Genomic DNA, 25,605 nt, shown 5'->3' on the forward strand with positions numbered 1-25,605 from the left:
GAGCGCCAGAATCCGCCCGAGAACGGAGAAGACGTGACCACGACGAACACACTCGACCGCATTCGTGCCGACGCGGTCGCGTTATGCCGGGCTGAAGAAACCGCGGTGTCGATCCGCTCCTACGGCGGGCTGGAGTTCCCCGACCTGCTGATGGACGGCGCCTACGCCGAGCAGACGTGGTCGATGCGGACAGCGTCCCAGCCATTGCCCGCGATCGCGGGTGCGCTCCTGCAACCGCGGCGCATGGCCGTGCTGCGCCGTAATCCCCCGGCCGAGGCGACCTTTGTGGTCAACGAGAGCGCGCTGACGGTGCTGGAGTACGGGCGAGGCGATCCTCGTGTCGCGACCGCTCAACTGCGCTGGCTGGCAAACTGCATCGACGAGCGGGCCTGCACCGTACGGGTCCTGCACTTCGGAGCGCGGCTGGCGCTGACGCCGGACCCCGCATTCGGGCCAGTCCTAGGGGGCACGCCGGGGCCCGCGTTCACGATCGTGACCGACGCCGACGGGCGGGAGACGGTGTTCGCGGACGCACCAACTCCCAGCCGGATCCAGATCGTCCGCGACGAGATCCCCGACATCCGCGGAGTCGGCTACTACACGCGGCGGTTCGCCGAGCTGAGCGACGCCAGTCTCGACCAACACGGCAGCCGGGAGCGGATCCGCGACGCGATCCGACGCTGTGAGGAACTGGCCGCCCGCGCCCCAACGGATCGTGACCATTCGACCGACGCCGTAGGTACCGGCGGCACGAGACGGTCTCGGTGACGTGGGCGCTCACAGCCGTGACGAGCGCGGACCAGGATCGGGCCAGCCAGCGGTCTCGACCCGCGCCAGCCGTGCCGCGGATCCGGCTGCGCGACTACGCGTTGGTGGGCGCCGCGGGTGATGCCGGAACCGGTGATCAGTCGGGTGACACGCGGACGCGGCACTGGCCGGAAATGCCACGACGACAAAACCCTTGCAGCAGTGGGTATCCACCCACCGGCGGCAGGACGCGATAGCCCGGCACGGTTATGAGGGTTCGGAGATGACTTTGGGGGCGACACCGAGAATCAGGTTTTCCAGGGCTGTATCACCGGTTCCGAAACTCGCGACCCAGGTTTCCACGAGGACGATGTCAGTGTGCTCCGAGACTCCGAGGAAGTAGCGGTCGAGTTCGCCGATCGGGAAGAGGTTCATGCCGAGATGAGTGCCCCAGTCGGCAAACCTGTCCGTCTCCGACTCGACGTCACCAGGGTTGAACTCGAAGGGCTCGCGGGCTCGCGAGATACCGCCGCCACTGAGGTTCACCCGCAACCCGCCGAACTCGGTAAGGAATCGTTCAGCAGCTTCATGCATGTGCACCAGTCCGTCAGCTTCCAGCGTGCGCCGCCAGGCAGTGGTATCGACACGCCTCCCTGGTTCCCAGCCAGAAGACCGGAGCACGTGTTCGACCTCTGCCGAGAACCTGGTCATTCGCCCGCCCCCACATCACACCCCGATCGGAACGTTCACCCTATCCGGTAGGCGGATTTTCTTCGGCGAGGTAGGTCTCTCACCATCGAGGGCAACGCCGACGACCGCATTAAGAGCAGAACGTCAACGGCCACCGTGCGCTCGTTCAGGCTCTTGTCCGCTGGCGCACCATTGGACACAAGCAAGGAGGAAACCGAGGCGTGCTTAATGGCCGTCGAGGTGCTTTGCCTGTCCGGTTGTGTCCGGCTCAGCTGGTGGGGCGCAGTGCGTGTCGGCCGGTGGCTTCGGCGATGTTGCTCAGGTCGGTGAGCAGGACATTGATCTTGAGCGGGAGCTGACACCGGGTCCGGCGCCGCCACCGCGGGCGAGGACATGCTTCGCAGTCGCCGTTGGTGTCGATCTGGTGCTGATCCAGCAATACCCGCAGCGCGCCGGTCAGCAGCAGCACTGCCTGCGCCAGTTGTTGCGGGGACGCGGTATCGGCGTGGTGCGCGGCACGGTCGTAGCTGTCGAGACGCGTCATCACCTCGTCGGTGAACGTCTGCGCGAGGACGTATGTCACGGCTTCTCCTTATGTGGAAGACGATGTCGTCGCCGACCGCGGACGCAACGGCATCACGGGTTGCGTGTCCACGGTGGTGGAGCGTTGCGCGGGAATGACCGGCTCGCAGGCGTCCGGGTCGGCTGCGATGAGGATCAGAGGGCCGAATCTCGTCGCGGCGGTGGGGGGCGCATTCTCCGATCCGGTCGGGTTCGCGGCGGCCTGGTGGCTGGTGGGGAAGCTCGGTGACGGTGGCTGCGGTCATGGTGCGCCACCGTGCCCCGAGGGCGACGGGAAAGGTCGTCTGGGAGAACCCGGGAGTGCTGGTAGGGCATGACTGTGCCGGTGATGGTGTGCCCGTCGATGACGGCCGTGACGAGCGTGCCGATCCACGGCAGTGCCGGAACCGCTCCGAGCGGGCTCACGAGGGTGGGCCGGGGTTTAGATTGGTCGGGGGCACGTGTTTGGGGCCTTTCGTGGGCAGCTGGTGAAGCTTCGTGAGCACGCGTTCCATGACGGCGAGGTCAGGGCTTGGCAGTGGCCGGTGTACCGGTCGTGTGGCGGCGAACGGGACCACTGGCCGTGCGAGCCGCACGGGCTGCGGGCGGTGGGGGAGCAGATCGGCGGCGAACATGGCGACGGCGGGCAGTCTGTGCCGGGGCACCGTGGGTGCCAGCAGCACCGCGCGCTCCCGTTCGAGATCCAGGGATCCGGCCAACGGCAGGTAGGCGGTGGGCGGGTCCGCTCGGCGGGCGCGGGCGACGACGGTGGTTTCGCTTTTCCCGCAGCGACAGCGGCAGACGCAGTGTCGTCGGGTCAGGCGCACGGTCCAGGCGGTGACGTCGCGCTCCGGCTCGGTGTCCGCCGGTCCCCAGGTGTGGTGGTCGCGGGCGCAGTCGCCGCAGCGGACGGGAGCCGGACGCATGGTACGGCGGCCTAGCGGCCGAGCAGGAGAAGCTGCGGGAGGTCCAGGTCGAGGACGGCGCGGTGAGCCAGCAGGCCAGCGGCCGGGTTCGTGGGCCGCGCGGTCCGGGACGGTTGTGTCGTGATCATCGGGAGTCGTCCTGGCCGGATGCGGCGTAGCGGGCCTCGACGACCTGCGACTGCCACATGACGAACCCGTGGTCGCATTGGTAGCCGGCCTGTTTCCAGGCCCAGGTGTCGCAGCAGTGGCCTCCGACGGCGAAGGTCACACCGCGCTTGACGACGAGCACGGTGGTGGCGGATGGGGCAGCGGTCTGGTGTGTCACGGGGATCAGCTCCTCGAAGGGCCGTGAACGTGGCATGGGGGTGGGTGCTCCGCGCCGGGGCGGGAAGGCGCCGGACAGTGGCGGCCGCCTGCGCTGCCGGCGTCGGGGGCCGTCCGGGGCAGCGAGCTGGTCACGGCGCGTACGGCGCGGAGCACCTGGTCGTGGTGACATTCGAGTTCGAGAGGGTCGCGGCGCTGGCGCGGGCGAGCCGGGTCTCACCCCTCCCTCTCCGGCGAGGCGCAGAGGGAGGTGTGCGCGCCGGTAGGTGCGGCCGGTGCTTCCTCGGAGGTGAGAGGGAGGGTTTCCAGGAGGCGGTCGACGGCGCTTCGCGAGCCGGGGGAGCTGTCGCGCAGATGACGCCACCGCACGCCGCGGACGTCCGGGGCCCGCATGCGCAGGTCCGTGCGGTGGGCGACGGTGGCCATCACCAGTGTTCCGGCCTGGACCACGCCGTGCGCCGTCTGGCTGGTGGCCCCGAGCCGGTGTAGCGGGGTTCGGGGGAAACCCCAATCGGACAGAAGCCATGTGGCTGCGTGCTCGATCGAACTTTCCGGTACGTGGGGGACCGAGGGTAATTGCCATTCCGGTTCCTGGAATGGCGGTGTCAGGGTGCATTGCAGGACGTCGTCCTGGTGAATAATGGCCACCATGAGGCAGGTGTCCGTGCTGTCGGAGGTCACGGTGTTCCTCGCGTTGTCGTCTCTTTCCGGATCCAGGGCCGGAACCGACAGGAATCCGTTGGTGCCGGCCGGATAACCAGGGCGTTCCTGGCGTCTCGGCCGTGTTGTGATCGTGCCTCGCTCGCGCCTGCCGCGGAACCCCGTCGGGTTGCAGCCACTTGCAGTACACTGCAATGCGCGTTGCAGCCCCTATTGCAGCTCACGGTTCCGGACGGCACAGTGGAGCGGGATAGGGAGGGCGTGGACAATGAATTTCCGGTGGACGGCGCAATCGGCGATGGCTCTGAAATCGGCGCTGAATCTGAACCTGACTACTTTTGCCGAGCATCTCGGGCTGAGCCCCAGCACCGTCAACCACTGGAGCGCGCCCGGATCGTCGGTCACACCGGGCAGGGAAGCTCAGGAGTTGCTGACCGTGGCCTTGAACCAGGCGTCTGGAGAGGTGAAGAACCGGTTCTGGGCAATGGTGGGGGCCGGACCCGGCGACCCGGCCGGCGCCCCTGAGCGGTTCGATCTCGGCGGGCAGATCCGGGACGGCGCGAAGCTGTCGATGACGATGGCCGACGAGGCCGCCCAGCTGGCCTCCAGCGACGAACTGCTGCGCTACCTGCGCGACGAGCTGTGCAGGATCGCCGTCGCCTATGTCCACACGCCACTGTCCACCGTGGTCGACGACCTCCGCGACGCGCAGAAAACCCTGGCTGCCATCACCCAGACCGCGTACCGCCCGCGCAGCGCGCAGGAAGCGACTGTCCTGTCCGGAGTGCTGTGCCTGCTGCTGGCGCACGCCAGCCAGAACGCGGGCGACCCCAAAGCGGCGCTGCAGCAGCTGCGGTCGGCGAGCACTTTCGCGAACGTCGCGGGCAGCGACGCGCTGCGGGCCTGGACGTTAGGTTCCGCGGCGCTGATGCTCGAATGGTCCTCGCGACCCGGGGAAGCCGCCGCACGGGCCTGCGAAGGTCTCCAGTACCCGGTCAGCACGCAATCGCGCCAGCGGCTGCTGGCCATCGCCGCCAGGTCAGCCGCACGAGCCGGAGACGCCCCGTCCGCGCGCGACGCACTGGCCCGGCTCGGCGACCTGGACCCGGCATCCGCCGCCCGGGACGATGTCGTCGACTTCGGCGGGCTGCTCAGTTTCCCGGCGACGAAGCTGACCTACTACCAGGGCGGGGCCCTGACGCTGCTCGGCGATTACGACCGCGCCGAACGCCACTCCCTTACCGCGATCGACGGCTACGAGACCGGCCCGCTGGAAGACCGCTCCTACGGCGACGAAGCACTGGCCCGGCTGGACGTGACCCGCGCCCGGCTCGGCCAGGGCAACGTCTCCGGTGCTCTCGCCGCCGCCGAACCCGTCCTCACCCTGGACACCCGGCTCCGGATCCGGCAGATCGACACCGCCATCGGTGGCCTGCGCGCGGACGCGCACGCCCTGGCCGGGCGCCGTCACGGCGACGTCGCCGAGCTCGCCGACCGCCTCACCGGCTACCTGACCGCGGCCCAGCAGGCGCCACGAGCACTACCATCAGCTCGTGCCTGATCACCCGGACACCGCCGCCCTCGTCCACGCGTGCCACAAAGCGGGCCTCGACCCCGGTAACGCGGTTCTACTTCGGCGGCACGCCACCACCGTCTACCGCATCCCCGGCCCCGGCCAGGGTCTGATCGCCAAGATCGCCCCACACACCGCCTGGGCCAGCGCGGAGCGCGCCATCCACCTCACCCGCTGGCTCCGCGACCACGACTTCCCGTGCACCGAACCAGCCGACGTCAGCCAGCCGATCGACGCCGGCGCCTTCGTCGTCACCTTCTGGCAGCACTACGACCAAAACCAGCGAGGACTGCCCGGCGCCGCGCACCTCGGAGCGCTCCTCCGCAAGCTGCATGCCCTGCCCTCGCCGCCCATCGACCTGCCCGCGGCCGCGCCGCTGCGGTACTTCGCGGACCTCGTGACCTCCTCGGCCACCTTGTCCAGCGACAGCAAGGTGTGGCTGGTGGCCGAACGCGACCGCCTGCTTGCCGAGTACGCCGGCCTCGACTTCCCCCTCGGCGTCGGGATGCTGCACGGTGATGCCTACCCCGGAAACACTCTCTGGAACGGGCACACCGCACTACTCGGCGACTGGGACGAACCAGCCTGCGGCCCCCGCGAACTCGACCTCGCGCCCACCCTGCAAGGCGGCATCCGATTCGGACGCAGCACCGCCGAACTGGACGCCTTCACCACCGCCTACGGCTACGATCCCCGCGACTGGCCCGGTCTTGCCACGCTCACCGGCCTTCGGGATCTGCACACTCTGGGCTCCTTCATCCGCCGCGCCCACCACGGCGACATCGACGCTGTGCAAGAACTCGACATCCGGATCGCGTCCCTGCGTCGACGAGACAACTCCTCCTGGCGCGCCGCATGACCCGACAGCAACGATGAACGCCGTCCACGTCAGCGTCGCCCAAAACCCGCCATTCCACGACAGCGATGACAAGGTCTTCACCACCCGCGACGCCGTCATCGTGCTCGACGGCGCCAGCGCCCACGCACCTGTCCCGGTCAGTCCTTCCACCTACGCCCACACTCTCGGCGGGCACCTTCGCGACCGCCTCGAAGACGATCCCGGCACCGATCTGGCCGGCGCCCTCGCCGACGCGATCGCTGCCACCACGACCCAGCTGGGCCTGACCGCCGGTAGATCCCCGTCCAGCACGGTGACCATCCTGCGCCATCGCGACGGCCAGGTCGACGTGCTCATGCTCGGCGACAACCTCCTCGTGCTGCCCGGCCGCACCATCACCGACCCTCGGCTCGACCACCTCGACATTCCCGAACGCCTGCAGTACAAGCAGCGTCTCGCCGCCGGCACGGGATTCGACGACATCCACCGCGGGCTGCTGGTCGCACTCCAGCGGCAGCAAACGGCACGCCGCAACCGGCCCGGCGGTTACTGGATCGCGGAAACCGACCCGGCCGCGGCCTACCAGGCCATCCGCGCCACCATCTCTGTCGACCGGATTCCGTGGGCGATCGTGGCGACCGACGGGGCCTATACACCCATGGAGCACTTGGGCATCACCGACTGGCCCACCATCAGCGTGATGACCGCGCCAGACCTCCACGACATCCTGACCCGCTGCCACACCTGGGAACACGACGTCGACCCTGACGCGCGGACTCTGCCGCGTGCGAAACGCCACGACGACAAAACGCTGGTCACGAGCCGGTTCACCTAACCGACGAGTCACCAAGACAATCGCGGAGCCCTTGTAGTTGAGGCCATTGACTGCCGCAGGCCTTTCGCATCCAAACGGGCACGTGCTCCGCCGGTACCGGAGCATCCGGAACCGGCGGACCACGCTCATCGGTGTCTGTTGCTGCTCCTAGTAACCGGTTGGCCTGCAACACCGCTGGTGCGTCGGCGCCACCAGCCACGGAGGTCCACACGCCGTGGCCGGGGTCAGGCGGCCAGTCAGTGCAGCCGTAGGAGACCATGCCGTGATGGAGCGCCGGGCCGTCCGGTGGGCAGCTGTATGACCGGATCGATAGCATGCGGGTGATCGGTGACCGCTAGCCGTTCGAAACGTGACCTAGGTCGGTTCGGGGACCAAAGGGGATCCCGTTCGGGCATGGTCGCTTCGACTCGCTCGATCAGTAGCGCGAAGGACTTGAACAGCTGCGGGATGACCAGCACCATCCACATGGCTTCTTCTGGTACTCGGATCGGCCGAAGGGTACTGGCCTGCATCGGTTCCTTCACGCTCGCGAGCTCGGCTTACGGTTACGGTGTGCGGATGAGCGCGTTGCCGGAGCAGCCTGTGGTGCACGAGGCGGGTATCCCGATGTATGTCGTACGTGAGAGGAGCGGGGCGGTTGAGCAGGGCGCCCGCGACTCGGTCGGCGGGTGGCCGATCCTTCCTGCGGGGGAGCCGTGGCCGATGTGCTACTGCGGCGAACGGATGGTGTTGTTCTTCCAGGTCGACATTCCGGTCGACGTCGCCGTGTTCGGCGGGGAGCATCTGCTGGTCTTCCAGTGCCCCGTGCACAACGACGCGGTCGGAGCCGATGATGGATCCGGGCAGTTGCCGGAGCAGTTCTGGGACCGGCCGCCGGGGAGCTTTCACAGTGAGGGCGCGTTCTGGCGGATCTTGCTTCACCGCGACGGCACCGGCGCCACCAGTGATGTGGACTTGTACCTTCAACCGCGTCTGCTGGAGCTCAGCCCGGCGACCGAGCGGATCACGGTGTGGTCGCTCGGAGACGCGCTGCTGGACGATCGGCCCGCGGACGAGGTGTTCGCCGCTCGGGGAAACGGGGTGGACGAGTTCAAGGTCGGTGGTGTCCCGTGCTGGGCGCAGGCACGGGAGTACTTCATCTGTCCCTGCGGTGCGGAGATGGCTTTCGTGTGCCAAGTGCCTGAGGACACCGGATTCGACAAGCACCTGGACCAGCCCGAGCAGAACTTCACGTTCAACTCTGACCAGTACGGCCTGTTCCTCGGCAACATGCTCTACATCTTCGCGTGCCCGGCTCGGTGTCACCCCGCCGCGGCATGGCCGGTGACCCAGAACTGACCATCCGAACGGGACGATCGCGTGGAGAGCGCGCGCAGAGACGACATCGCGGCGTCATCAGTCGGTCACCTGAACCGGCTTAACCGGGAACCGGCCTGTGAACAGGCGCTCCACGAGCGCGGGAAGGCTGGCGGGAAGCAGCTTGTCTGTCGTGGCCTCTAGCTCGGCGATCGTCCACCAGCGGCGTTCGAGGACGCTCGCGCGTTCGTTCTCGGTCGGGGTGGGACCGGCCGTGGGCTGGTCGTCGCTGATCCTGGCGAGGAAGACGTGATCGAGACGGTGATGGTCGCGGCCGCGATAGGTGAAGCGGCTCTCGCGGGTCCACAGCTTCCGGTCCACTGTGGACAGTACGATGCCGGACTCTTCCTCAATTTCGCGGCGGGCCGTCATATGCAGCGTTTCGCTGGCCTCGACGCCGCCACCGGGGAGTTCCCACCATCGGTGCCCGGGCTCGTCGGGATCGCACGCGTGGATGAGCAGCACACGGTCCTGGGCGTCGAGCAGCAGGACGCGGGCTCCCACGCGCGGTTCGGCCGTGGTGGGCATGGCGCTGCTCCTCGTGGCTGATGGCCGGTCGGTTGAGGGCCGCAACGCGGGCGGCTAGGCCCGGTTAGGCGGGGGTATGGAGCCAGCCGAGTTCGCCGGGATCGGGTATGTCACGGCGTTGTTCGACATTGTCACGGATACGCTCCAGCCACTCGCGGGGTGTCCCGGGCCAGGGCTGGAATCCGGGCTCGTGGGCGGTGAGGTCACCGACGCGCACGTTCCGGGTGAAGAGCGCGCCGAGCATGGTCTCGGCGGTCTGGGTGATCTGGGGCAGGCTGGCGGCGCCGAGGATGTTGCTCGCGGACACGAACACGTTGTGCAGGGGAACCCAGTCGTCCCGTGCGTAGTCGGTGAAGTAGTCCAGGTCTTCCTGGTACTTCTTGGAGTCTGTGGTCATTGCTCATTCACCTATGTGGAATCGTTTCATGTCGACATCGGCTACGTCGTTGATGTCGATGGTATGTCCCCTGGAGTCGCTGTAGTCGCGGAACGCGACAGTTTGTTGAAGCGATAGGAGCGCTTGCCGCCTCCGGCTCGTGCCGGGATAGTGGGCGTCAACCGCAGCTTACGGCCGGAGGGGCGACGATGGAACAGGACGAAAGCGCTCAGCGTGGGCGGCTGATGAGCGGGACGGTCAAGTGGTTCAACGCGGAGAAGGGATTCGGCTTCATCACGCCCGACGGTGGCGGGTCCGACGTGTTCGTGCATTACTCGGCGATCCAGGGTGTCGACTTCCGCGTGCTCGACGAAGGCCAGCGTGTGGAGTTCGAGGTCGGGCGGGGGCAGCGGGGACTGCAAGCTCAGAAGGTACGTACAGTTGACACACTTCTGCCTGATCATGATCAGCCCGCGGAGGCCAGGGAAGGGCAGAATAAGCCGCCGGAAATTCCTCGCCATACGGCGGGTGGCGGAAGCCAGTGGATCGTATACGTAGCGGAATCAGCGGTATCGGCAGGACAGTCCCGCGTCACGGGGCCTATAAAACGGCTTATCGCCGCTTACGAAGCCGCCCTCTCAGGTCGTGGACACATCTTCCAGGCCGTAGAACCGGTGAAGTCGGCGGCCGAACCGTCCACCATTCCTATCTCGATCTACCTGTCGTCGAGGTCCAACGTGAGCGAGGTGGAACTCGCCCTAGTCGACCTCTTGGACGCGTCAGGCGCGGACATCACGGAATCGATGCCGCCAATCGTCGGATCGTGGCTCGGTCTGCGGCTCGCCCGATTCCGACGTTGGCTTACCTCCGACCAGTCCGACGAGGTAGTCGCGCGGATCGCGCGCGCCGTCGAAGTACGCCTCCTTGAACAGCCGCAGGCCGAGGTGGACTCAAAGCAGGCGGAAGCGGTCGCCCGTCTGATCACCTCGCTGGATAATCAGGAGAGCGCCTGCATCCAGGTCGGCTCCCTCTTTCTGCTCAAGGTCGACGGCATCGTTGTCGCGCGGAACCTGTCGCCTACCGAAATGTCGTTCCTCACCAAGAACCAATCGATTCTCAAAACTCCCGGTCTGGTGCTCGATGCGCTGGAAAAACTATCAGAACTTCCCGCCGTGGCGACGGACTCCGCAGCCGGGCAATTGAGGAATTTACCGCCGCAGTTGACGGAGCCGCAGAAGGCCGCTCCCGTTCACCGTGATCCGGGAAGTCGCGCCCAGGACCTCTGATGCCGAGAGCTGGTATGAGCAGGAAGCCCTCGAGCGAGGTGTGGCCAGAGGCGAGTGCCGCCGCATTATGGACAGCGACAGGTGATCCCCTGAGCCGGTTTACTGCCAGTCCGGGCTCGTTTGCTGTCGCGGGGGTGGATTGATCAAGGAGGGTCACTCCTAGTACGGTCTCGTGCGTGCATGGTGAGCGGGGGAGTGGTGAGCCGCGTCTCGTGACCGTCGCCCGCCAGGTCAAGGCCGGTCTGCGCAGCCCGGGTGACGTCATGGCCGTGTTCGCGACCTCGACGGTTTACGCGCGGCGGCCGCGGCGGACTGCTTTGCTGGTGACCGAATTGGGTGACCGGGGGCGATGGACGGTGGTGTTCTCATCGCTGGATCGGCTCGCAGTGCACGCCGGTGAATGTGACTACTTGTCCACGACGGGCGACGATTTTATGGAATTAGTGCCAGAGGGGGTCGCGGTGATGCTCGATCCCGATGACGGACACCGATTTCCAGTGCTCTCAAAGGCGGCACCTGCGGATTTCGTAGCTCGAATGCGGATTGGGAAACCGCGGGGTTGACGAGCGTTCAGGACCGGCGGGAGCCGGTGGCATCAGTGGAGGGATCGCGAGGGGTGGATGGTCCGGGTTTTCATGTGGAGCTCGACGTGCTGGAAAGCGCGTCCAAAGGCATGAGCGAGGTCGTGAGCGACCAGGAGGGTTTCGAGTTGCGCGGCCTGTGCGGTGAACCGCGGTTGTACGGGCATGACGGGGTTCATGCCGCGTTGGCGGAGTTCTGCGGGCGGTGGAGTGTCGGGCTGGACGCGCTGGCGGATCGCGCTCGCGATCTCGGGGGTCTGCTGGGCACGGCGGCGAAGGCCTACCGCGCGGTCGAGCACACCAACCTCGCAGCCCTGAAAACCGATCCTGGGCTCGGCTCGGTCAGCGCGCCGCCCCGTGTCGGGGGCGGCCGGTGATGGTCGCGGGGCTGGGGCAGACTGACGATCCGAAAGCGCTGGTGCCGGGGGACCCGGACGCGGTATTTGAGAACGCCCGGGTGCTGCACGAGCGGGCGCGGGACGCGCTCGAGGTGGGTGATGCGCTGAAACGGATCGACACCGGGGCGTGGCAGGGGCCGGCGTCGAACCAGTTCCATGACGATCACCAGACCGAAGTGCCGCGCTGGGGCACTGCCGGGGACTCGCTGGACAACGCCGCGCTCGCGCTGACCGACCTCGCGAACTGCCTGGCCTGGGCCCAGGCCCAGGCTGCGGAGGCGATCGCCCAGTGGAAGCAAGGCGAGGCCGACACCCAGCGCGCGGTCGAGGCCCACGGCGACGCCTGCGCGCAGGCCGACGCGCAGAACCGGGCGAACATCGAGCGCGGCGACCCGACCGTCGTGCAGCCACCGCCTTTCACTGACCCCGGTGAGGCGAAACGCCAAGCCGCCAGCGACATCCTGCACCGGGCACGCCAGCAACTCCTCGGTGAAGGGAACCGGTGTGCCGAGGCGCTGAAGGCCGAGGCCGCGCTGGCGCCACAGGATTCCCGGAAACAGGCCGACGCGAACTTCTACGGCGGCATGGTAGACAGCGCCCAAGGCCTGCTCGAAGGGCTGTGGGGTGCGGTCAGCGACCCGGGCGGCACGGTCGCCGCGATGGCCCACAACCTCACCCATCCGGTCGACACCCTCAAGTCGATGGTCGCCTGGGACGACTGGGCCGCCGGCCGCGGCGACCGGGCGCTCGGGAAGATCACCGGCGACATGGTCATCGCCGCCGCCACCTTCGGCGCCGGGAAGCTCATCAAGGACGGTCTCGGCCGCCACCACGACAGCGACAACCCCCATTCTCCAGGTCACGACGATCCGGCGACACCGGGTCCACGGCCGGTCTACGAACCGACCCGGAACCGGGTCAAACTCCGCCAATCCACCAAACGAACGATCTACCGGGACGCCGAGCGGCAGCCGGACGGCTCCGGCGACTTCGTGTGCCAAGCGTCCCGGGAACGGATCCCCGCCGCGCACAACCCCGACGGCAGCCTCGTCAAGATCGACCCCGACACCGGCAAACCCGACCCCGCCGGTATGACCGTGCCCGAACCCGGGAAATACGAATTCGGGCACCAGCCAGGCTCGGAATGGTGGCGGTACAAAGCCGAAGCCGAAGCGAACGGCTACTCCCGCGAGAAAGTCATCGAAGACCAGAACCAGCCCGGCCGCTACCGCTTGGAAACACCCGAGGCCAACCACAGCCACAAATACGAACTATCACCGTAATCCCGGCGATACAGGCCAGGTAGCATACGGTGCAACGGAAACGAGGTGTGATGACCAATCCGGACCGCGAAGGACGCGACGAACTTCATTACGCGGCACAGAAAGGCGACGTCGCCGCGATCGGGCGCCGCCTGGCCGACGGCGTCGACGTGAACATCACCGAAAACCGCAGCAACTACACGCCGCTGCATTTCGCGGTCCAAGAGGGCAAGGTCGACGCCGCCCGCGCACTGCTCGACGCCGGCGCGGACATCCAGGCCGTCTACACGCCGGGCGCGACACCGCTGCACCTCGCGGTCATCCGGTGGCGCACATCGCCTGACGGCGCCATGATCAAGCTCCTGCTCGACCGCGGCGCGGACAAGACCGCGACCGAGACCAACGGCCACACCCCGGCCGAGATCACCAAAGGCCAGTACGGATTCCCCGCCGATCTCACGGAGCTGCTGCAACCATGACCGAGCAGACCCTCGACGACCACCTCACCCGCTACCTCGGCAACGGCACGCGGGCGACCGACGTCGACGGTGTCGAGATCTGGCGGCATGAACGCCCCGAGTACGTCTCCTTCGCCACCCACGGCCTCTCCGGCCAGCCCATCACCGCGGTGTACCCGCAGGAACTCGTGTGCTCCGTCGAGCACGGCCAGGACGGCGCCGGGCTCTACCTCGTCCAAGCCACCCTCGAGATCGTCCAGGAGAATCGGCGCGGCGTCGTCAACAACCAGGTGATCCGCAACGACCAACCGCTCCTCGCCGACACGGACATCACCGGCGTCCTCGTCTGCGGCCACCCCTATCTCGACGACTTCGACGTGATCTTCGGAGCCGACCGGAAGGTCCTGGTCGAGCTGATGACCTTGATTCCGCTCACCAGCACCGAAGTCGCCCTCTCCATCCGCAATGGCGTCGACGCGGTGCTCGACCACCTCGAGGACACCGACGCGCCCCTGCTGAACATCCAGCGGACCTCGACCACCTGAGACACCCCGGGGACTCATTTCGGAAATCCCCGGCCGATGGCACTCGGATCCTCCGGCGGCGACTGCGCACGATAACCAGACACCCGGCCTGATACCCGTCCATGAAGCCCAGACAGGAGCATCACTTGAGCGGTCGGGGTCGGGCAGGTGGTCGAGGTCGTCGAGTTTTTCCGAGGTCGAGCAGAGCCGGCGCGGCCTGTACGTTGTCGAGGTCGAACAGGACCGCTTGCCCGGCGGCCACGCCGATGTTGCGCCAGTGGAAGTCGCCGTGCATCAGGCCGATGTCTCCGGGCAGGGTGGTGGGTCCCCATCGGGCGTGCAGGTCACGGACCCGATCTGCGGCCTCGGGGTCGATCGTGTCCAGGTGTGCGACACGGTCGGCGATCTCGGCGTCCAGCGGCTCCAGTAGCTCGCGTCCTCGAAGACCTTCACGAACACCGGGCCCCCGCGAGCACGGCCCGGAAGTGGATGTTGTGGAAATCGCGGGAGTCGTTGTGCACGGCGATCCCGTCGCCGAAAAACCGGCAGAGAGCACCGAGGACCGGCTGGGCCCGCGGCGGCCCTGTGCAGGAACCCGACCCGCAGCCCGGCGACGGCGAGCGCTTTGGAGCAGGAGTCGGCCACGAGGTGCCGGTACGGATCCCGCGCGGGCGCGTGGGCGGCGGAGACGTAGCCGGCGGCGAAGAGGCGGTAGACCTCGTCGGACACCACGGGCAGGTGATGCTCGGCCGCGATCTCGATCAACCGGTCCATACCCTGCTGGACCAAGGCCTCGCCGGTGGGGTTGTGCGGGTGGTTCAGGATCAGCAGCGCCGGTGGGGCGGGGAGTCCGCGATCAGCTGGCGCAGCAGATCCGGCTCGGCGGCGAGCGCGATCGGGTCGTAGCCGATCTGCTCGGCCTGGGCGGCGTCGAGCCAGAGGCGGTAGGGCTCCCAGCCGGGGCGGGGACCAGGTGTCATCGAACTCGACCTGAGCAATGTCGATCTGTCCTACACCGATCTGCGGAAGGCCGCCCTGGAGACCGCGTCCCTGCGCAGGTCGCTGCTGGTCGGTGCGCGGCTGGACAAGGCACGGATGCGAGGTGTCCGGAAGGAGGCAGCGGATCTGAGTGTGGCCTCCCTGAGCGAGGCGCACTTGAAAGAGGCCGACTTGCTCGGCGCGACTATGCCGAACACGAACCTGTCCAACGCGCGGCTGCATTGAGGCGAACCTGTCCCACGCGAACCTGACCGGGGCGAACCTGGCCGGCACGGACCTGGAGTACGCCAACCTGGAACACGCGGATCTGACCGGCGCGAACATCACCGACGCGACGATGTTCGGCGGCGCCCGGTTGTCGCAGACCACGGGCCTGCCCGACGGCTACGAGCCCGGCGAGCCACAGCGGACGAGGATGACCTACCTCTGACGTGCGTTCTCCCGTCCACACAGGTCGGGACTCGCCGTGACGATTCGGTGACACACTCAGGGGCGGTGGGACAAGATGAGGTCATGGCATCTGAACGCGCGGCATCGGCCCCTGATCGGCAGGCCAAATTTCTGCATATGGACCTTTCCCACCACGCGAAGGCGGTGGTCCAGGTCCTGCCTGAGGACGGTCCCGCCGGGCAGCGGTGGCGGGTGTCCTGGATCGACGGGCCTGACGAGGCCGCGATGCGCGAGCTGGTCGAGCGGTTGCTGCCGCACTCGCTGCCGCCGATGACGATCACCATCAGCGGCTACGATCGCCTCCCGATGCCCGACTTCGCCGACGTGGCCGAGGCCGCGATGCGTTTCTCCGATCCCACCGGTGACGCACCGCCGGAGACGCGGGCCGAACTGGTCGCCGATCTGGTCGGGCGGCTGGAGACCGGCTACCGCGAGCACGGCTATCGCTACGTGCATGGCATGGCGAACATCCTGCTCGGCCGCGATCAAGGCGACGTCAGCCCGCTACCGCTCGGTCGGACCTGACGTCGGCGAGAACCGGCTGGATTGTCCAGGTTGCCTCGCGGTGTTCGTGGGCGCACGCACACCTCGAGCATCCACTGTTCCCCAGTCTTCCGGTCGAGGAGTCAGCCGGAGACGAGCCGCTGACCCGGCGGCCGTGACGATCAGATTTCCGCACTCGAATCTGTGGTAGCGGGCTTTCTGTGGCGACGTCTCCCAGTTCGCGGGTCGATCGAGAAGGCGCTTCCGGTTAGGTGCTGGGCAGGTCGGGGGCGGGTCCGTCATCGCCAGTGAGGGCCTCGGCGAGCCAGCGGCTTTCCGTGAAGGGCAGGCGCAGTCGCTGGCCGAGCCCCGTTTCCAGCGCCTCGATGGCGCCGCTCAGTTGTCCTTGCAGGTACATCGAATCCGGGTGACGGGGATCGCGGGCGATAGCCGCGGCACCCATACGACGGATGCTCGCGCCAGCGCGGGCGATCGCGGTCAGTTCCGGCCCGAGCCGGGGGATGATGTGCTCGGCAGGAGTGGCGACCGGCGTGAAACTCGGGATCGGGACCCGCGCATACCGTGCCGCCGCGGCGATCTCGTCACGCCAGTCCAACAGCCAAGCCTGACGGCGGCGGTCTTGCTCGACCAGCCGCTGCATCGCGTCCCATTCGAGCTGCTGCCTCGCGGGAGGCGCCGGTTGCGCGGGGCGGTCGAGCGGGATTTCCCGGGCACGAGCTTCGTCCCACCACATGCCGTGGCGGGACCAGGCATCGGTGGGAGCGAGAAGGACCTGCTCGATCACAGTCGTGGCCGGCCCCAGGAATCCGCCGTGCGGGCTAGCAGTGCGCAGCAGCGCCCCTGCCAGGCCCTGATCGGGAAAGCCTGTTGCACAGTAAGCGATCGCGGAATGACCCCTGAACGTTTTGCCGACCGGTGCGGGGTCGTGGTCGGGGAACACCGTGCGGTAGGCATTGGCGACCCGGTTTTGCAGCGCGTTCAGGTGGGGAGACGGCTGCACGTACAGCTCGATTGCGACCTCATTGACCACCGCCGGGCCGAACCACAGCGCGAAAGGCTTGAACCCGGCCAGCCGGTCGGCCAGTTCCTGCTCGAGCCGGGCGAGGACGCCCGTGCACACGTCGTCGGCGGGTATGTCCACCAGCGACAGGGTGATGTGCCGGAACGGACGGTCCACGAACCGCAGTACGCCCGGGTCGAGACCCTGCTGGCCGCACCAGGCCCGGACGGTACGCGCATAGGCGTCCCCCAGGTCTTGCGCGGCGGTCCCCAGGCGTATCTGGGTGATCCATCGCGGCCCTGCCGGGCATCGTTGCTCATCGTCGAAGCTGCGCACGCCGTGAAGTCTGCCAGCCTGTGCCGGTCCCGGCCGGTGAGACACGGCTGGAAGCCGGTACTCGCCGGACCCGCTGTGTGTCGCACCTGCCCCGGGCGGAGTTGATACTGGGGGTGTGGATGAGGTTGAACTGTCGCGGCTCGTGGACTCTCCGGGCTGGAATTCCGAGGCCCGCAACGCCGTGATCACCGCGGTGGTGACCGAGGAGCACCCTGAACAAGGAGCCCTGGTCACCGCGGCGATGAGCGGTCTGGTCGAGGCTGACAGGACCGATCTGCGGCTGCGGACACAGCCCGAGTTGCTGTCCGAGCTCACCGTCCTGCGCTCTCACCTGAGTCTGGTGAGCGAGGTCCACGACCGGTGCACCGGCCTCGTCCGGACGGTGTTCGACGGATATGTACGTGACGTCCGTCTAGCGCTGCAGGGCCGCGCGTTGGCGATCACCGGGCCGATGGAGGGGCTCCCGGGAGGATGGGAGTTCCGGGCGACCGTGCGGTCTGTCCTGACGCCGCTGCGCAGCCAACTTCCCGGTGATCTGGTGCCGGGCCCCGATGCCGGACAAGCCATGCCGATCTGGCGCACGGAGGCCGCCGCGGCCACCGCGCTGGCGCATCTGCGCACACGGCCGTCGAGCGGCGGCTACGCCTTCGGGGAGTACTTGGCGATCGCGTGGACCTGCTACAGCATCCACGACATGTACGACGAGGAACTGGCCGCCGACGGGATCCTTGACGACGCCTTCTGGGCTCGCGCCTAACCCGCACGGCCAGCGTGTCAGCGAGCCAATCGTCGGTGGCCGACACGTGCCCCAACCGATAGCCGCGCCCGGCGACCGCGAGCAACGAGTCCGTCCGAGGCGGGTTCACGGTGTGGCGTTCCCAGCGTCCTGATGGTGCGGCGTGCCTGCACCAAAAGGTGTCGTACCCGGCTGGCATTCTCGTCGTCGTGCTGGATTGTGAACAGGTCGGATCACCGGACAGCCTCTTGATCATCCTCAGGGGGCCGAGCGGCGCGGGAAAGTCGTCGGTGGCGGAGGCGGTACGCCGGCGGCACGGGCGCGGGCTGTCCGTTCTGGGACAGGACGTGATGCGGCGTCAGCTGTTGTGGGAGAAGAAGGATGTTCCTGGCGGCCTGACGCCGGGCTTCATCACGCACTCGGCGGGTTTCCTGCTCGACGCGGGCTGGCCGGTCATCGTCGAAGGCATCCTCAGCTCCACTTTCTATCGCCCCGCGCTACAGGACCTGGTCGCCGCGCATCGCGGGCGGACGCTGCTGTACTTCCTGCAGGTCGAGCTGATCGAGACGTTTACCCGCCACGCGAGCAGGCCCGAAGCGGCCGAATTTTCCACCGCCGACATGGCCACGTGGTTCGAGCCAGACGACCGTCTCGGAATCCCCGGCGAGGTCGTGATCCCGCAGACGTCCAGCTTGCGCGACACCGTGGAGCGGATCTGCCGGGACGCGCAGATTGGCGCCCGCCACTTGGGCCACCGGGAACCCGCGTAGTGCCCACTGTTCGCCCGACGGGGCGGCGGGGTCAGCCCGGCCGCACGGCCGGGCTGAGCGGAGCGCTCGTCAGGTACTCGAAGGCGCGCACCGCGCCCTCCGCGAGGTGCGCCCGCCAGGTGTAGGGCAACGCGTAGCCGTTGATCGCCAGGTCGCTGCCGTGATCCTGGGGAGCCGGTTCCTGCAGGTACCGCCATTGCGCCACCAGTACGCGATGCTGCGGTCCCGGGTGGTGAAGGTCGACGCCGGCCACGACGAGGGCGGTCTCGATGCGGGACTTCAGCTGGTCCATCCGCTGGTCTCGTTCGGCGATCTGGTGCTGACGGTCCTCAGCGGTCGAGGATCGCTTGAGGTCCATCTGCCCGGTGACCCATATCGGGTCCTTGGCAACCGGTGCCAGCAGATCCTGAGTCCGCAGCCGCAGCTGCGGCTGTGGGCCGAAGCTGACGCCGGTCTCGACGTGCGTCGCGAACAGGCTGACCGCCAGCATCGCCAGCCCGAGTTCGTGCACTGTCTTTTCCGGTCGCACCGCGCGCTTCCACGCGCTTTCGGCGAACGCGGCTGCGTGTACCGTCGCGGCGCGCCAGCGTGGATCGGCCATGTCCCGCGCGAGGTACCGGGCATAGCGGTGCACATCGCTCTCGATCGGGCCGAGTTCGGCCAGAAAGTGGGTGGCCTGCACCAGCGCCTCGCGCAGGACGAGGGCAAAGGAGTCGCGGTCGAACAGCCGGAATTCCCGCTGGCCGTGGTAACGCACGACCACACGTGACACGGCGCTGACGAGGTTGGCCAGCAGATGCGCGGCCTTGTCGATGCCTCCGGTGTCAGGATCGACCGCTAGTTCGTGCGGATAGCCGGTGATCGCCTCCAGCAGGCGCCGGTGTGCCGCACCGAGCTGGTCCAGCACCTCACCTAGTGGGTAGGCGGTGTCGGGCTCGACCGGGTTCGCGAGCGCGACCTCACGCACCGCCTGGGCGGCGCCGGCGGTCTCCTTCAGCAGCTGCTGACGCGCGGCATTCATGCCGTCACCCTATCCTCCAGTTCAGGCCCTCGGCATCGATTGTGAAATCGGGACAGCGGTTGTGTCGATGCCGCTCCGGTTGGGTGCCTGCAAACGGAGCGTGGCATCGTTTCAGTGGTCGACGTCGCCGGTACAGACGGCCATGAGCGTGGAGCCGACGTCCCACGCCGCGATGTGCTCGGTGTCGACGACCCTGGCTCTGGTTCCCAAGGGCACGTGGAGACGTTCCCAGCTGGGCAACCGCTGCTGCACGGGACGCGCAGACCACGCGGACTCCAAACTCGCCACGGGTTCTGTCACGACTTCGAACAGGTCTGCGGTTGCTGTCAGCAGGTCGATCAGGAGCGGTGAGCTGTTTGGCCGATGCAGGCCGGCCAGGCCGCGGAGAACTTTGCCGGCAAGGGCGAGCCGCCGCAGGCGTGCCAGCCACGAGCGGTCAAAGGTGGTCGGCTCCACCGGGGAACTCCGTAGCGCGAGCAGCGCGGTCTTCGCGATCTCGCGCTCGGTGTCCGTGGGGAGCCACTCACGGTAGGTGAGCGCGGGCCCGACCACCCCGGCATGGTCGCGCACCGTCGCGGCCTCCGGCAGTGGTGGCTGTCCGCCGGGGTCCTGGACGATTTCATCGAGGCGTTCCCCGACCGTGGGGAAGTCCGGCCGCCCGTCGTCGGTGTTTCCCAGATCCCGGCCGACGCTGTGCTGCATGAAGTTGGTGGACATGACCCAATCCGCGTGACTCAGAACGGATTTGAGCTCATCGACGGCCGGGAACGCGGGTGCGTCCGGCGGGGATGGTTCGGCCAGCAAGCGCTCCGGGCAGCGGAGGTAGCCGAACACCGGCCCGCCCAGTACCGCCTCCGAGACGGCCACGCGGTGCTCGGCGGCGACCCGCCACAACGCGAGAGCGAGCAGCCGCGTGGTCTCGACGGGAAACTTCGCATCCGGATCCTGGGCACCGCGTTGGTGCCAGGCCGTCATCGCTTCGGCGGCGGCCAGGGCAGCAGGCCACGACGGCACGGCGCTGGAGGTCACGGCGGCTGAGTCTAGGACCAGGGGCGCCCGAGGGCCGCCCCTGGTCCGTTGTCACCACGCGTGCCGCCTGCGGCACGAGGCCCGAGACCGCCGCTGCTATCGGCGTCCCTGTCGTCGAGATTTCCGGGATGCCTTCCGAGCGGCTTTCTTGCGGACGTCCGCTTTCCTCGCCGAGGGCTGCGGCTGGGACGCAGGTGTCGCTGTGTCTCGGCGTGTATCGATCTTGCCTTCTGCCAACCGCACACCCGCGGTGGCCAGCCGGAGGTATTCCTCGTCTGGGTCCGGAACGCACGCTGGTTGTTGCCACAACGCGGCGGTGAAGGCTGCCGCCAGGTGGGCTGCCTCGAACGGCTGATCGGCGGCTGATCCGCGGATTCGATTCCTGGCGCGATCCAGGGGCACGTTCCCTCCAGAGGTGACGATCTGCAGGACTTTCTGCACGTCCTCCCGGCGTTCGGGGACGACCAGCCCGTCCAACAGCACGGTCATCGCCGGCAGGAGATCATCGATCGTGGCGTCGTATCCGGTCGTGGTCCACCACCGGCGCGCCTCGTGCAAGATCGCCTCGACAGCGACGTCGCTGTCTGAAGGTCGAAGCCGCAGCAGTTCCTCGGCGACTTCGGGCGCATGGTCGGCTAACACCATCTGCAGGTCCATGACCTTCTTCGCCAGCTGTTCACGCTCGGCCTGGGCGGTCTCCGGCTCACCCGGTTTCCGGGGTTCCGACAGGAAGGCAGAAAAACTGGGGTCGAAGTCGCGATCCTGGATCGAGGAGAGGTAGTGCATCAACAGGGTGTGGCCGCTCAGCGCCGCCCTCAGCCCACGTCGTCCCCACGCCGCGGAGCCGCGCGGCGGGAGGGGCTCATCGGGGGCCATGTACTCGGACAACTCGTAAGATCGTGGATTTGAGTATTGGTACTGGAGGACCTCAGTCTCGGCGCCTTCGGCCTTGTCGACGATGGCCCGCAAGGACGTGACACCGCGGGCACGATCGGCCGGGGATACACAGCTCATCAGCATGTTCGCCACGAAGGCCTGTCCATCCTCGCCGCGCTCGAACCAGCTCCGCTTACCGGTTCCGGTCCGAGCTTGGCGTTGTCCGCCAGAGCGCGTGCTCGTCGGCCGGGCGGCGCGGTCAACCTCGGATTTCATCCGAACGAAAAGCTCGTGCGCGGGCTCCCCGGCGGCGGGGACCACCTCCTGATTGTCCAGCGACAACGATGCCAGGGACGCCAGCAGCCGCGGTGTTTCCAGGCGTTCCCACAGGGCCATGCCGGACAGGTCAGCCAGGTCGGAGGGCCGGGCAGCCTCGATGCCTTCCTCCTCAGCGTATTTCGCGAGAGCGTAGGCGACGAGCATGGTCGGCACGTCGAAGTACTCAGCACGCTCCCCGGCGGGATCGAGCTTGACCGTCATCAGCTCGCGCATCACCTGCGCATAGGCGTAGGCCGAACTCCACAGCGTCCAGGTCGGACTCGGGCCCTGCTCATCGCGGTCCATGTCAGCGTCACCAGTCATGTACAGAGGGTCCCAGATCGACCGGGCCACCGCGGACGGCATCGAGATACTCGACCCAGGCTGGCATATGCCTCTCCGGAGCCACCTGACTCAATCGTCAGCAGGCATGCCTCATTCCCATCTCGGCGCGGCTTGCAGGTCCGAAACGTCGCAACGACCACGTCGGGGCCCAGACATCGTTCCCCGCAGGAGCGCGGCGACAACGCCCTTTGGAGCAGGCCACTAAACTGCCGTGATGGAGATGCTTGACGGGTGGGACCAGCGCCTCAACACGATGTTCGAGTGGATCGATGCCTGGCAATCCCGAATGGACCAGCCTCCGATGTTTCCTGCGCCAGCAAGCAGCGTCGCCGCCGATGACAGAGCTTTTCCATTGCTGCCGACATCGGCGGTGGCATACAACGCGCTGTTGAACGCGGTCGAGCACCTCGACTTCTTCCGTGCATCCCTGACCTCGACCAAGATCATCTACCCGGCCGCGTACTACACGGTCCTGCGGTCGGCGCTGATGGGCGCGGCGCAAGCAGTGTGGGTCTTGGCGCCCGCCAATCGCGCTACCCGCGTTGAGCGAAGTCTGCGGATCGTGGTCGACAACTACAACCAGTATCGGAAGCTGGTCACGGACACCAGGGCACTGGCCGCCGAGAACAAGGCGGAGGTCGACAAACTCCTGGCGGATCTCGACGACCGGATCTCCAAAGCCGCGATCGCGCTGAACAAGATCGGGATCGATGACACGTCGAAGATCCGATCCTGGAGCCTGAACATGACGCAGGTGATCAAGGACGCGGTCGAGCTTGTCCACCCTCAGGGCACCTCGGACGGCGTGACGATCAGCGTCGGTACCCAGGTGTTGTGGCGGTCGCAGAGCGGCTTCGCGCACGGCACGCCCGCGAGCCGCCTCAGCCTCATTGGCTCCGGCGGAATCACTACCAACCCGGACGGCAGCACCTGGGGCCGGGCGTCGACGAAGATCGACGATATCGCGGCCGCGGCCGCGGCTCCGGTTCTTCTGCTGAACGAGGCGTGGAGGCTCTACGACCTGAGGCGGACTTGATCCGGAAAATACGTGCGCCTTCATCGGCCGCGGCGTACTCAGCACTGGATTGTCTTCACGGTGAACAGCAGCGCGCCGTACCCGAATCTGAACCTGCTGCCGAAGCAACAGGGGCTGGGTAGGATCGGCCGGGTGACTGAGTCCGAGGTTCGTCATGATCAGCAGCGGGTCGTGGGGTGGCTCGCGCTGACCCTGCAGCACAAGACCGGCCTGCTCGACGGGCCCCGTGTCGCGTATACGATCACCGATCACGGCACCATCGAGCTGACCTGGCGCGGTGGCCCCACGGCCGCGGCCGTCGCCGACCGGCTGCTGGCCACCGCCGATCCAGACGTCCCCGTCGTCCGCCGCCGCGAACCCGGATCCGACACCGAGCGGGTGCGCCGCGACTTCGTCGAGGCCGCAGGGGTGCCAGTGATGCTGACCGCGACCGATCCCCGTCCCCACCGCGATCCCTCGGACTGGATCAGCAAGCTCCCCGCCGTCCGTGCGCCACAGCCGATGGTGGAGGACGGGCACGCCGCCGACGTCGTCACCTGGGAACTACCACCCGACCCCGGCGGCAGCGGCATCGCGGTGGTGACCCGGGTCCCCACCCCGTACCTCGACAACCACACCTGGACAGCTCCTGCGGAGACGGTGGTCAACGTCGACCACGAGTTCCCACCCGGCGCACACGACGACCGGCGTTCCAGCTGGAAACATGCGGTCAACACCGCCGCCGTGCACCTCCGGTTCGTCCCGGACGATCTTGTCACCGCGGACGCCGATACGTGGCTGACCCAGGTCCACACCTCCACGTGGCTGCGGCCCGAGTGCGCCGCGGTGGTGTGGCACGACCGTTGCCTGCTGCAGTTGTCCAGCGGGCTGCGGGTCGACGCCGTCTTCGACCGGTTCCCGCATCTGACCGGCACGTCCAGCCGTGTCCCCGCCGTCGTGCTCAGCGCACTCAGTCGATGGAGCACCCGGCCGGGTCCGGTCGACGCCGCCGCGCAGGCGCGGCTGCTTCCCGCCGAGCTGCACCTCAGCCGCTTCGGGCACGGCCAAGACTACGATCGCTACCGCGTCGATGTGCAGGCCACGGTCGCGTCGGCCACGCGGACCTGACCGCGCAGCATCCGCTGAAGTCCACGACCCGCGCACGCCAGGTCGGCGACGTCGTGCACCGGAGGGCGTGGTGCGGCAACCTCCCAGCTTCCGGGAGCCCGGGCCTTACCCTGTCCTGTCGATGAGCGCATCGTGACCCGCGCGAATCGACAGGACACCGCGTCGCCTCTCCGGACACCGGCGCTTGGTCGTCAGGCCAGTGATAGGGAACCGCCGGGATACGCGAGAACCTGCCATGTAGGGGTGTAGGGCCTGGTCAGGCACGGTGCGGGCTGGACGCGGCGCCACGATTTCGATCGGGGTGACGACGCCGGGTGGATATCGTGCTCGACGACCTGACCAGCTGCGCAATCATCGCCGCCAGCGCCCCGCTTCGGGCGTCGCGCCTGGATGTGGAGTGGCCAACCCGCTGTGACCGCGTTGAGACTCCCGGGAGGCGGCTGTAGCGAACGCCTGTTCGATCGCGATGAGCAGGGCATGAGTTCCGAGGAATCAGGTCCGGCCGCGCTGCGGCGGCTGTTGAAAGCGTGGCGCCGTGACGTCGAGAGCGAGCCTGTCTCCGCCGCGCTGGCTACGCCGGTGTTGCGGCGGCGGTGGCTGGAACGACGGTCACCGGGCAATCAGGGCTGAGGTCCGGTGATGGCCGATTGGGTGATGCCCCTGGGTGAGCGGTTGCGCAAGATCTAACGCTCGATGACCTCGGCCAGTGCGGGCCTGGGGAAACTGCTGGATCACTACGGCCTGCCGCGCCCGACCGACGAGGAGATCGACCGTGTCGTGGCCGAAGAATCCCGTGCGATGCCAGGGACGATCGTAGAGGGCCACCGCGCGGTGATGGCTTCCCAGGCTTGGCGCAGCGGGACGTTCTCGGCCAGGACGAGGTAGGGGCCGTTGCCCCAACGCGAAGCGATGACCATACCGACCCTGTCCGGGTCCTCCGGCCCGGGTGCGCCGCCGGGCAGGAAGTCCAGCGTGTGGTTCTTCTCGTCGCCGGTCAGGTCGTCCTCCAGCCCGGCGCCGGCGCAAGTGAAGCTGCGCAGCACGTTGCGGGCATCGACGCTCAGTGGCAATCGGCGCTTCCGGATGGGCGGTGTTGTAGGCCTGCACCGAGATATAGGTGGTGTACCGGGAACTTCCGGTGCCGGACGTGCCTGA

Annotated in this window: 33 protein-coding genes and 1 pseudogene; 19 read left to right on the top strand and 15 right to left on the bottom strand. The window is 67.7% G+C overall.

From position 1 onward, the window contains the following. Positions 1 to 33: 33 nt before the first annotated feature. Positions 34 to 768 (top strand): Scr1 family TA system antitoxin-like transcriptional regulator, encoded by a 735-nt coding sequence (locus NQK81_RS02030; protein WP_257486780.1) that lies wholly within the window; start codon positions 34 to 36, stop codon positions 766 to 768. A gap of 246 nt (positions 769 to 1,014) precedes the next feature. Here the strand turns inward: NQK81_RS02030 and NQK81_RS02035 are convergent, their stop codons facing one another. The 5 genes from NQK81_RS02035 to NQK81_RS02055 form a co-directional block, all read right to left on the bottom strand. After that, positions 1,015 to 1,458, bottom strand: coding sequence for an SUKH-3 domain-containing protein (locus NQK81_RS02035; RefSeq protein WP_257486781.1), 444 nt, complete (start codon positions 1,456 to 1,458; stop codon positions 1,015 to 1,017). 247 nt (positions 1,459 to 1,705) lie between these two features. Further along, on the bottom strand, positions 1,706 to 2,020 hold the full coding sequence (locus NQK81_RS02040) for a hypothetical protein (RefSeq protein WP_257486782.1): 315 nt from the start codon (positions 2,018 to 2,020) through the stop codon (positions 1,706 to 1,708). Between the two features lie 400 nt (positions 2,021 to 2,420). Further along, complete coding sequence (locus NQK81_RS02045; protein WP_257486783.1) at positions 2,421 to 2,924, bottom strand: hypothetical protein; 504 nt, start codon at positions 2,922 to 2,924, stop codon at positions 2,421 to 2,423. A 124-nt stretch (positions 2,925 to 3,048) separates the two neighbouring features. Then, positions 3,049 to 3,249 (bottom strand): hypothetical protein, encoded by a 201-nt coding sequence (locus NQK81_RS02050; RefSeq protein WP_257486784.1) that lies wholly within the window; start codon positions 3,247 to 3,249, stop codon positions 3,049 to 3,051. A gap of 215 nt (positions 3,250 to 3,464) precedes the next feature. Further along, positions 3,465 to 3,929: a hypothetical protein gene (locus NQK81_RS02055; protein ID WP_257486785.1), complete on the bottom strand. Its 465-nt coding sequence runs from the start codon at positions 3,927 to 3,929 to the stop codon at positions 3,465 to 3,467. Between the two features lie 277 nt (positions 3,930 to 4,206). On the opposite strand from NQK81_RS02055, the gene NQK81_RS02060 reads away from it, so the two are divergent. The 4 genes from NQK81_RS02060 to NQK81_RS02075 all read left to right on the top strand — a co-directional run bounded on the left by NQK81_RS02060 (position 4,207) and on the right by NQK81_RS02075 (position 8,492). Then, positions 4,207 to 5,469: a hypothetical protein gene (locus NQK81_RS02060; protein WP_257486786.1), complete on the top strand. Its 1,263-nt coding sequence runs from the start codon at positions 4,207 to 4,209 to the stop codon at positions 5,467 to 5,469. Beyond that, positions 5,462 to 6,340, top strand: a complete 879-nt coding sequence (locus tag NQK81_RS02065) for a phosphotransferase (protein ID WP_257486787.1) — start codon at positions 5,462 to 5,464, stop codon at positions 6,338 to 6,340. The genes NQK81_RS02060 and NQK81_RS02065 overlap by 8 nt, the downstream gene beginning before the upstream one ends. A 13-nt stretch (positions 6,341 to 6,353) precedes the next feature. Beyond that, on the top strand, positions 6,354 to 7,154 hold the full coding sequence (locus NQK81_RS02070; RefSeq protein WP_257486788.1) for a hypothetical protein: 801 nt from the start codon (positions 6,354 to 6,356) through the stop codon (positions 7,152 to 7,154). A 558-nt stretch (positions 7,155 to 7,712) separates the two neighbouring features. Beyond that, the gene (locus NQK81_RS02075; protein WP_257486789.1) at positions 7,713 to 8,492 is read left to right on the top strand and encodes a hypothetical protein; all 780 of its coding nucleotides are present in this window, start codon (positions 7,713 to 7,715) and stop codon (positions 8,490 to 8,492) included. Between the two features lie 57 nt (positions 8,493 to 8,549). Here the strand turns inward: NQK81_RS02075 and NQK81_RS02080 are convergent, their stop codons facing one another. Both NQK81_RS02080 and NQK81_RS02085 read right to left on the bottom strand, forming a co-directional pair. After that, a complete protein-coding gene (locus NQK81_RS02080) occupies positions 8,550 to 9,038 on the bottom strand; it encodes an NUDIX hydrolase (protein WP_257486790.1) in 489 nt (162 codons plus the stop codon). Between the two features lie 64 nt (positions 9,039 to 9,102). After that, positions 9,103 to 9,435: a hypothetical protein gene (locus NQK81_RS02085; protein WP_257486791.1), complete on the bottom strand. Its 333-nt coding sequence runs from the start codon at positions 9,433 to 9,435 to the stop codon at positions 9,103 to 9,105. Positions 9,436 to 9,656: 221 nt separating this feature from the next. On the opposite strand from NQK81_RS02085, the pseudogene NQK81_RS02090 reads away from it, so the two are divergent. From NQK81_RS02090 to NQK81_RS02115, 6 genes and pseudogenes are all read left to right on the top strand, one after another. Continuing rightward, positions 9,657 to 9,857, top strand: a pseudogene (locus NQK81_RS02090) (cold-shock protein); the annotation flags it as partial. Positions 9,858 to 10,912: 1,055 nt separating this feature from the next. Then, positions 10,913 to 11,263, top strand: a complete 351-nt coding sequence (locus tag NQK81_RS02095) for an SseB family protein (RefSeq protein WP_257486792.1) — start codon at positions 10,913 to 10,915, stop codon at positions 11,261 to 11,263. 74 nt (positions 11,264 to 11,337) lie between these two features. Continuing rightward, positions 11,338 to 11,658 (top strand): hypothetical protein, encoded by a 321-nt coding sequence (locus NQK81_RS02100; RefSeq protein WP_257486793.1) that lies wholly within the window; start codon positions 11,338 to 11,340, stop codon positions 11,656 to 11,658. Continuing rightward, complete coding sequence (locus NQK81_RS02105) at positions 11,658 to 12,962, top strand: putative T7SS-secreted protein (RefSeq protein WP_257486794.1); 1,305 nt, start codon at positions 11,658 to 11,660, stop codon at positions 12,960 to 12,962. Before NQK81_RS02100 ends, NQK81_RS02105 begins: the two co-directional genes overlap by 1 nt. Positions 12,963 to 13,012: 50 nt before the next feature. Beyond that, entirely contained in the window at positions 13,013 to 13,420 is a 408-nt protein-coding gene (locus NQK81_RS02110; protein WP_257486795.1) for an ankyrin repeat domain-containing protein, read from the top strand. Beyond that, positions 13,417 to 13,944, top strand: coding sequence for a suppressor of fused domain protein (locus NQK81_RS02115; RefSeq protein WP_257486796.1), 528 nt, complete (start codon positions 13,417 to 13,419; stop codon positions 13,942 to 13,944). Before NQK81_RS02110 ends, NQK81_RS02115 begins: the two co-directional genes overlap by 4 nt. Before the next feature lie 121 nt (positions 13,945 to 14,065). On the opposite strand, the gene NQK81_RS45325 is transcribed toward NQK81_RS02115, so the two are convergent. From NQK81_RS45325 to NQK81_RS02125, 3 genes are read right to left on the bottom strand one after another with little or no spacing between them, the layout of a single operon-like run. Then, positions 14,066 to 14,329 carry a phosphotransferase gene (locus NQK81_RS45325; protein WP_371878937.1) on the bottom strand — a complete coding sequence of 88 codons (264 nt, stop codon included), beginning with the start codon at positions 14,327 to 14,329 and terminating at the stop codon, positions 14,066 to 14,068. Further along, entirely contained in the window at positions 14,218 to 14,712 is a 495-nt protein-coding gene (locus NQK81_RS45330) for an aminotransferase class I/II-fold pyridoxal phosphate-dependent enzyme (protein ID WP_371878849.1), read from the bottom strand. Before NQK81_RS45330 ends, NQK81_RS45325 begins: the two co-directional genes overlap by 112 nt. A gap of 35 nt (positions 14,713 to 14,747) precedes the next feature. Beyond that, complete coding sequence (locus tag NQK81_RS02125) at positions 14,748 to 14,903, bottom strand: hypothetical protein (RefSeq protein WP_257486798.1); 156 nt, start codon at positions 14,901 to 14,903, stop codon at positions 14,748 to 14,750. 55 nt (positions 14,904 to 14,958) lie between these two features. Between NQK81_RS02125 and NQK81_RS45335 the strand changes: the two genes are divergently transcribed. From NQK81_RS45335 to NQK81_RS02130, 3 genes are all read left to right on the top strand, one after another. After that, entirely contained in the window at positions 14,959 to 15,147 is a 189-nt protein-coding gene (locus NQK81_RS45335; RefSeq protein ID WP_371878938.1) for a pentapeptide repeat-containing protein, read from the top strand. Positions 15,148 to 15,184: 37 nt separating this feature from the next. Next, positions 15,185 to 15,352, top strand: coding sequence for a pentapeptide repeat-containing protein (locus NQK81_RS45565; RefSeq protein WP_503827238.1), 168 nt, complete (start codon positions 15,185 to 15,187; stop codon positions 15,350 to 15,352). Positions 15,353 to 15,489: 137 nt separating this feature from the next. Continuing rightward, positions 15,490 to 15,897 carry a hypothetical protein gene (locus NQK81_RS02130; protein WP_257486799.1) on the top strand — a complete coding sequence of 136 codons (408 nt, stop codon included), beginning with the start codon at positions 15,490 to 15,492 and terminating at the stop codon, positions 15,895 to 15,897. Positions 15,898 to 16,123: 226 nt separating this feature from the next. On the opposite strand, the gene NQK81_RS02135 is transcribed toward NQK81_RS02130, so the two are convergent. Beyond that, positions 16,124 to 17,212, bottom strand: coding sequence for a 2'-5' RNA ligase family protein (locus tag NQK81_RS02135; RefSeq protein ID WP_257486800.1), 1,089 nt, complete (start codon positions 17,210 to 17,212; stop codon positions 16,124 to 16,126). Between the two features lie 115 nt (positions 17,213 to 17,327). On the opposite strand from NQK81_RS02135, the gene NQK81_RS02140 reads away from it, so the two are divergent. After that, positions 17,328 to 17,969, top strand: a complete 642-nt coding sequence (locus tag NQK81_RS02140; protein WP_257486801.1) for a hypothetical protein — start codon at positions 17,328 to 17,330, stop codon at positions 17,967 to 17,969. A 188-nt stretch (positions 17,970 to 18,157) separates the two neighbouring features. Then, entirely contained in the window at positions 18,158 to 18,718 is a 561-nt protein-coding gene (locus NQK81_RS02145; protein ID WP_257486802.1) for an AAA family ATPase, read from the top strand. Positions 18,719 to 18,749: 31 nt separating this feature from the next. Here NQK81_RS02145 and NQK81_RS02150 read toward each other — a convergent pair whose 3' ends face one another. The 3 genes from NQK81_RS02150 to NQK81_RS02160 all read right to left on the bottom strand — a co-directional run bounded on the left by NQK81_RS02150 (position 18,750) and on the right by NQK81_RS02160 (position 22,286). After that, entirely contained in the window at positions 18,750 to 19,739 is a 990-nt protein-coding gene (locus tag NQK81_RS02150; protein ID WP_257486803.1) for a hypothetical protein, read from the bottom strand. Between the two features lie 111 nt (positions 19,740 to 19,850). Further along, complete coding sequence (locus NQK81_RS02155; RefSeq protein WP_257486804.1) at positions 19,851 to 20,768, bottom strand: hypothetical protein; 918 nt, start codon at positions 20,766 to 20,768, stop codon at positions 19,851 to 19,853. A 96-nt stretch (positions 20,769 to 20,864) separates the two neighbouring features. After that, positions 20,865 to 22,286 carry a hypothetical protein gene (locus tag NQK81_RS02160; protein WP_257486805.1) on the bottom strand — a complete coding sequence of 474 codons (1,422 nt, stop codon included), beginning with the start codon at positions 22,284 to 22,286 and terminating at the stop codon, positions 20,865 to 20,867. Between the two features lie 235 nt (positions 22,287 to 22,521). On the opposite strand from NQK81_RS02160, the gene NQK81_RS02165 reads away from it, so the two are divergent. The 3 genes from NQK81_RS02165 (at position 22,522) to NQK81_RS02175 (ending at position 25,080) form a co-directional block, all read left to right on the top strand. Further along, a complete protein-coding gene (locus NQK81_RS02165; protein ID WP_257486806.1) occupies positions 22,522 to 23,343 on the top strand; it encodes a hypothetical protein in 822 nt (273 codons plus the stop codon). A gap of 132 nt (positions 23,344 to 23,475) precedes the next feature. Further along, positions 23,476 to 24,450, top strand: a complete 975-nt coding sequence (locus NQK81_RS02170; RefSeq protein ID WP_257486807.1) for a hypothetical protein — start codon at positions 23,476 to 23,478, stop codon at positions 24,448 to 24,450. Positions 24,451 to 24,927: 477 nt separating this feature from the next. After that, the gene (locus NQK81_RS02175) at positions 24,928 to 25,080 is read left to right on the top strand and encodes a hypothetical protein (RefSeq protein WP_257486808.1); all 153 of its coding nucleotides are present in this window, start codon (positions 24,928 to 24,930) and stop codon (positions 25,078 to 25,080) included. Between the two features lie 104 nt (positions 25,081 to 25,184). On the opposite strand, the gene NQK81_RS02180 is transcribed toward NQK81_RS02175, so the two are convergent. Continuing rightward, positions 25,185 to 25,520 (bottom strand): hypothetical protein, encoded by a 336-nt coding sequence (locus NQK81_RS02180; RefSeq protein ID WP_257486809.1) that lies wholly within the window; start codon positions 25,518 to 25,520, stop codon positions 25,185 to 25,187. Between the last annotated feature and the right edge of the window lie 85 nt (positions 25,521 to 25,605).

The sequence above is a fragment of the Amycolatopsis roodepoortensis genome, assembly GCF_024628825.1.
In the GTDB taxonomy this organism is placed as follows: Bacteria; Actinomycetota; Actinomycetes; order Mycobacteriales; family Pseudonocardiaceae; genus Amycolatopsis; species Amycolatopsis roodepoortensis.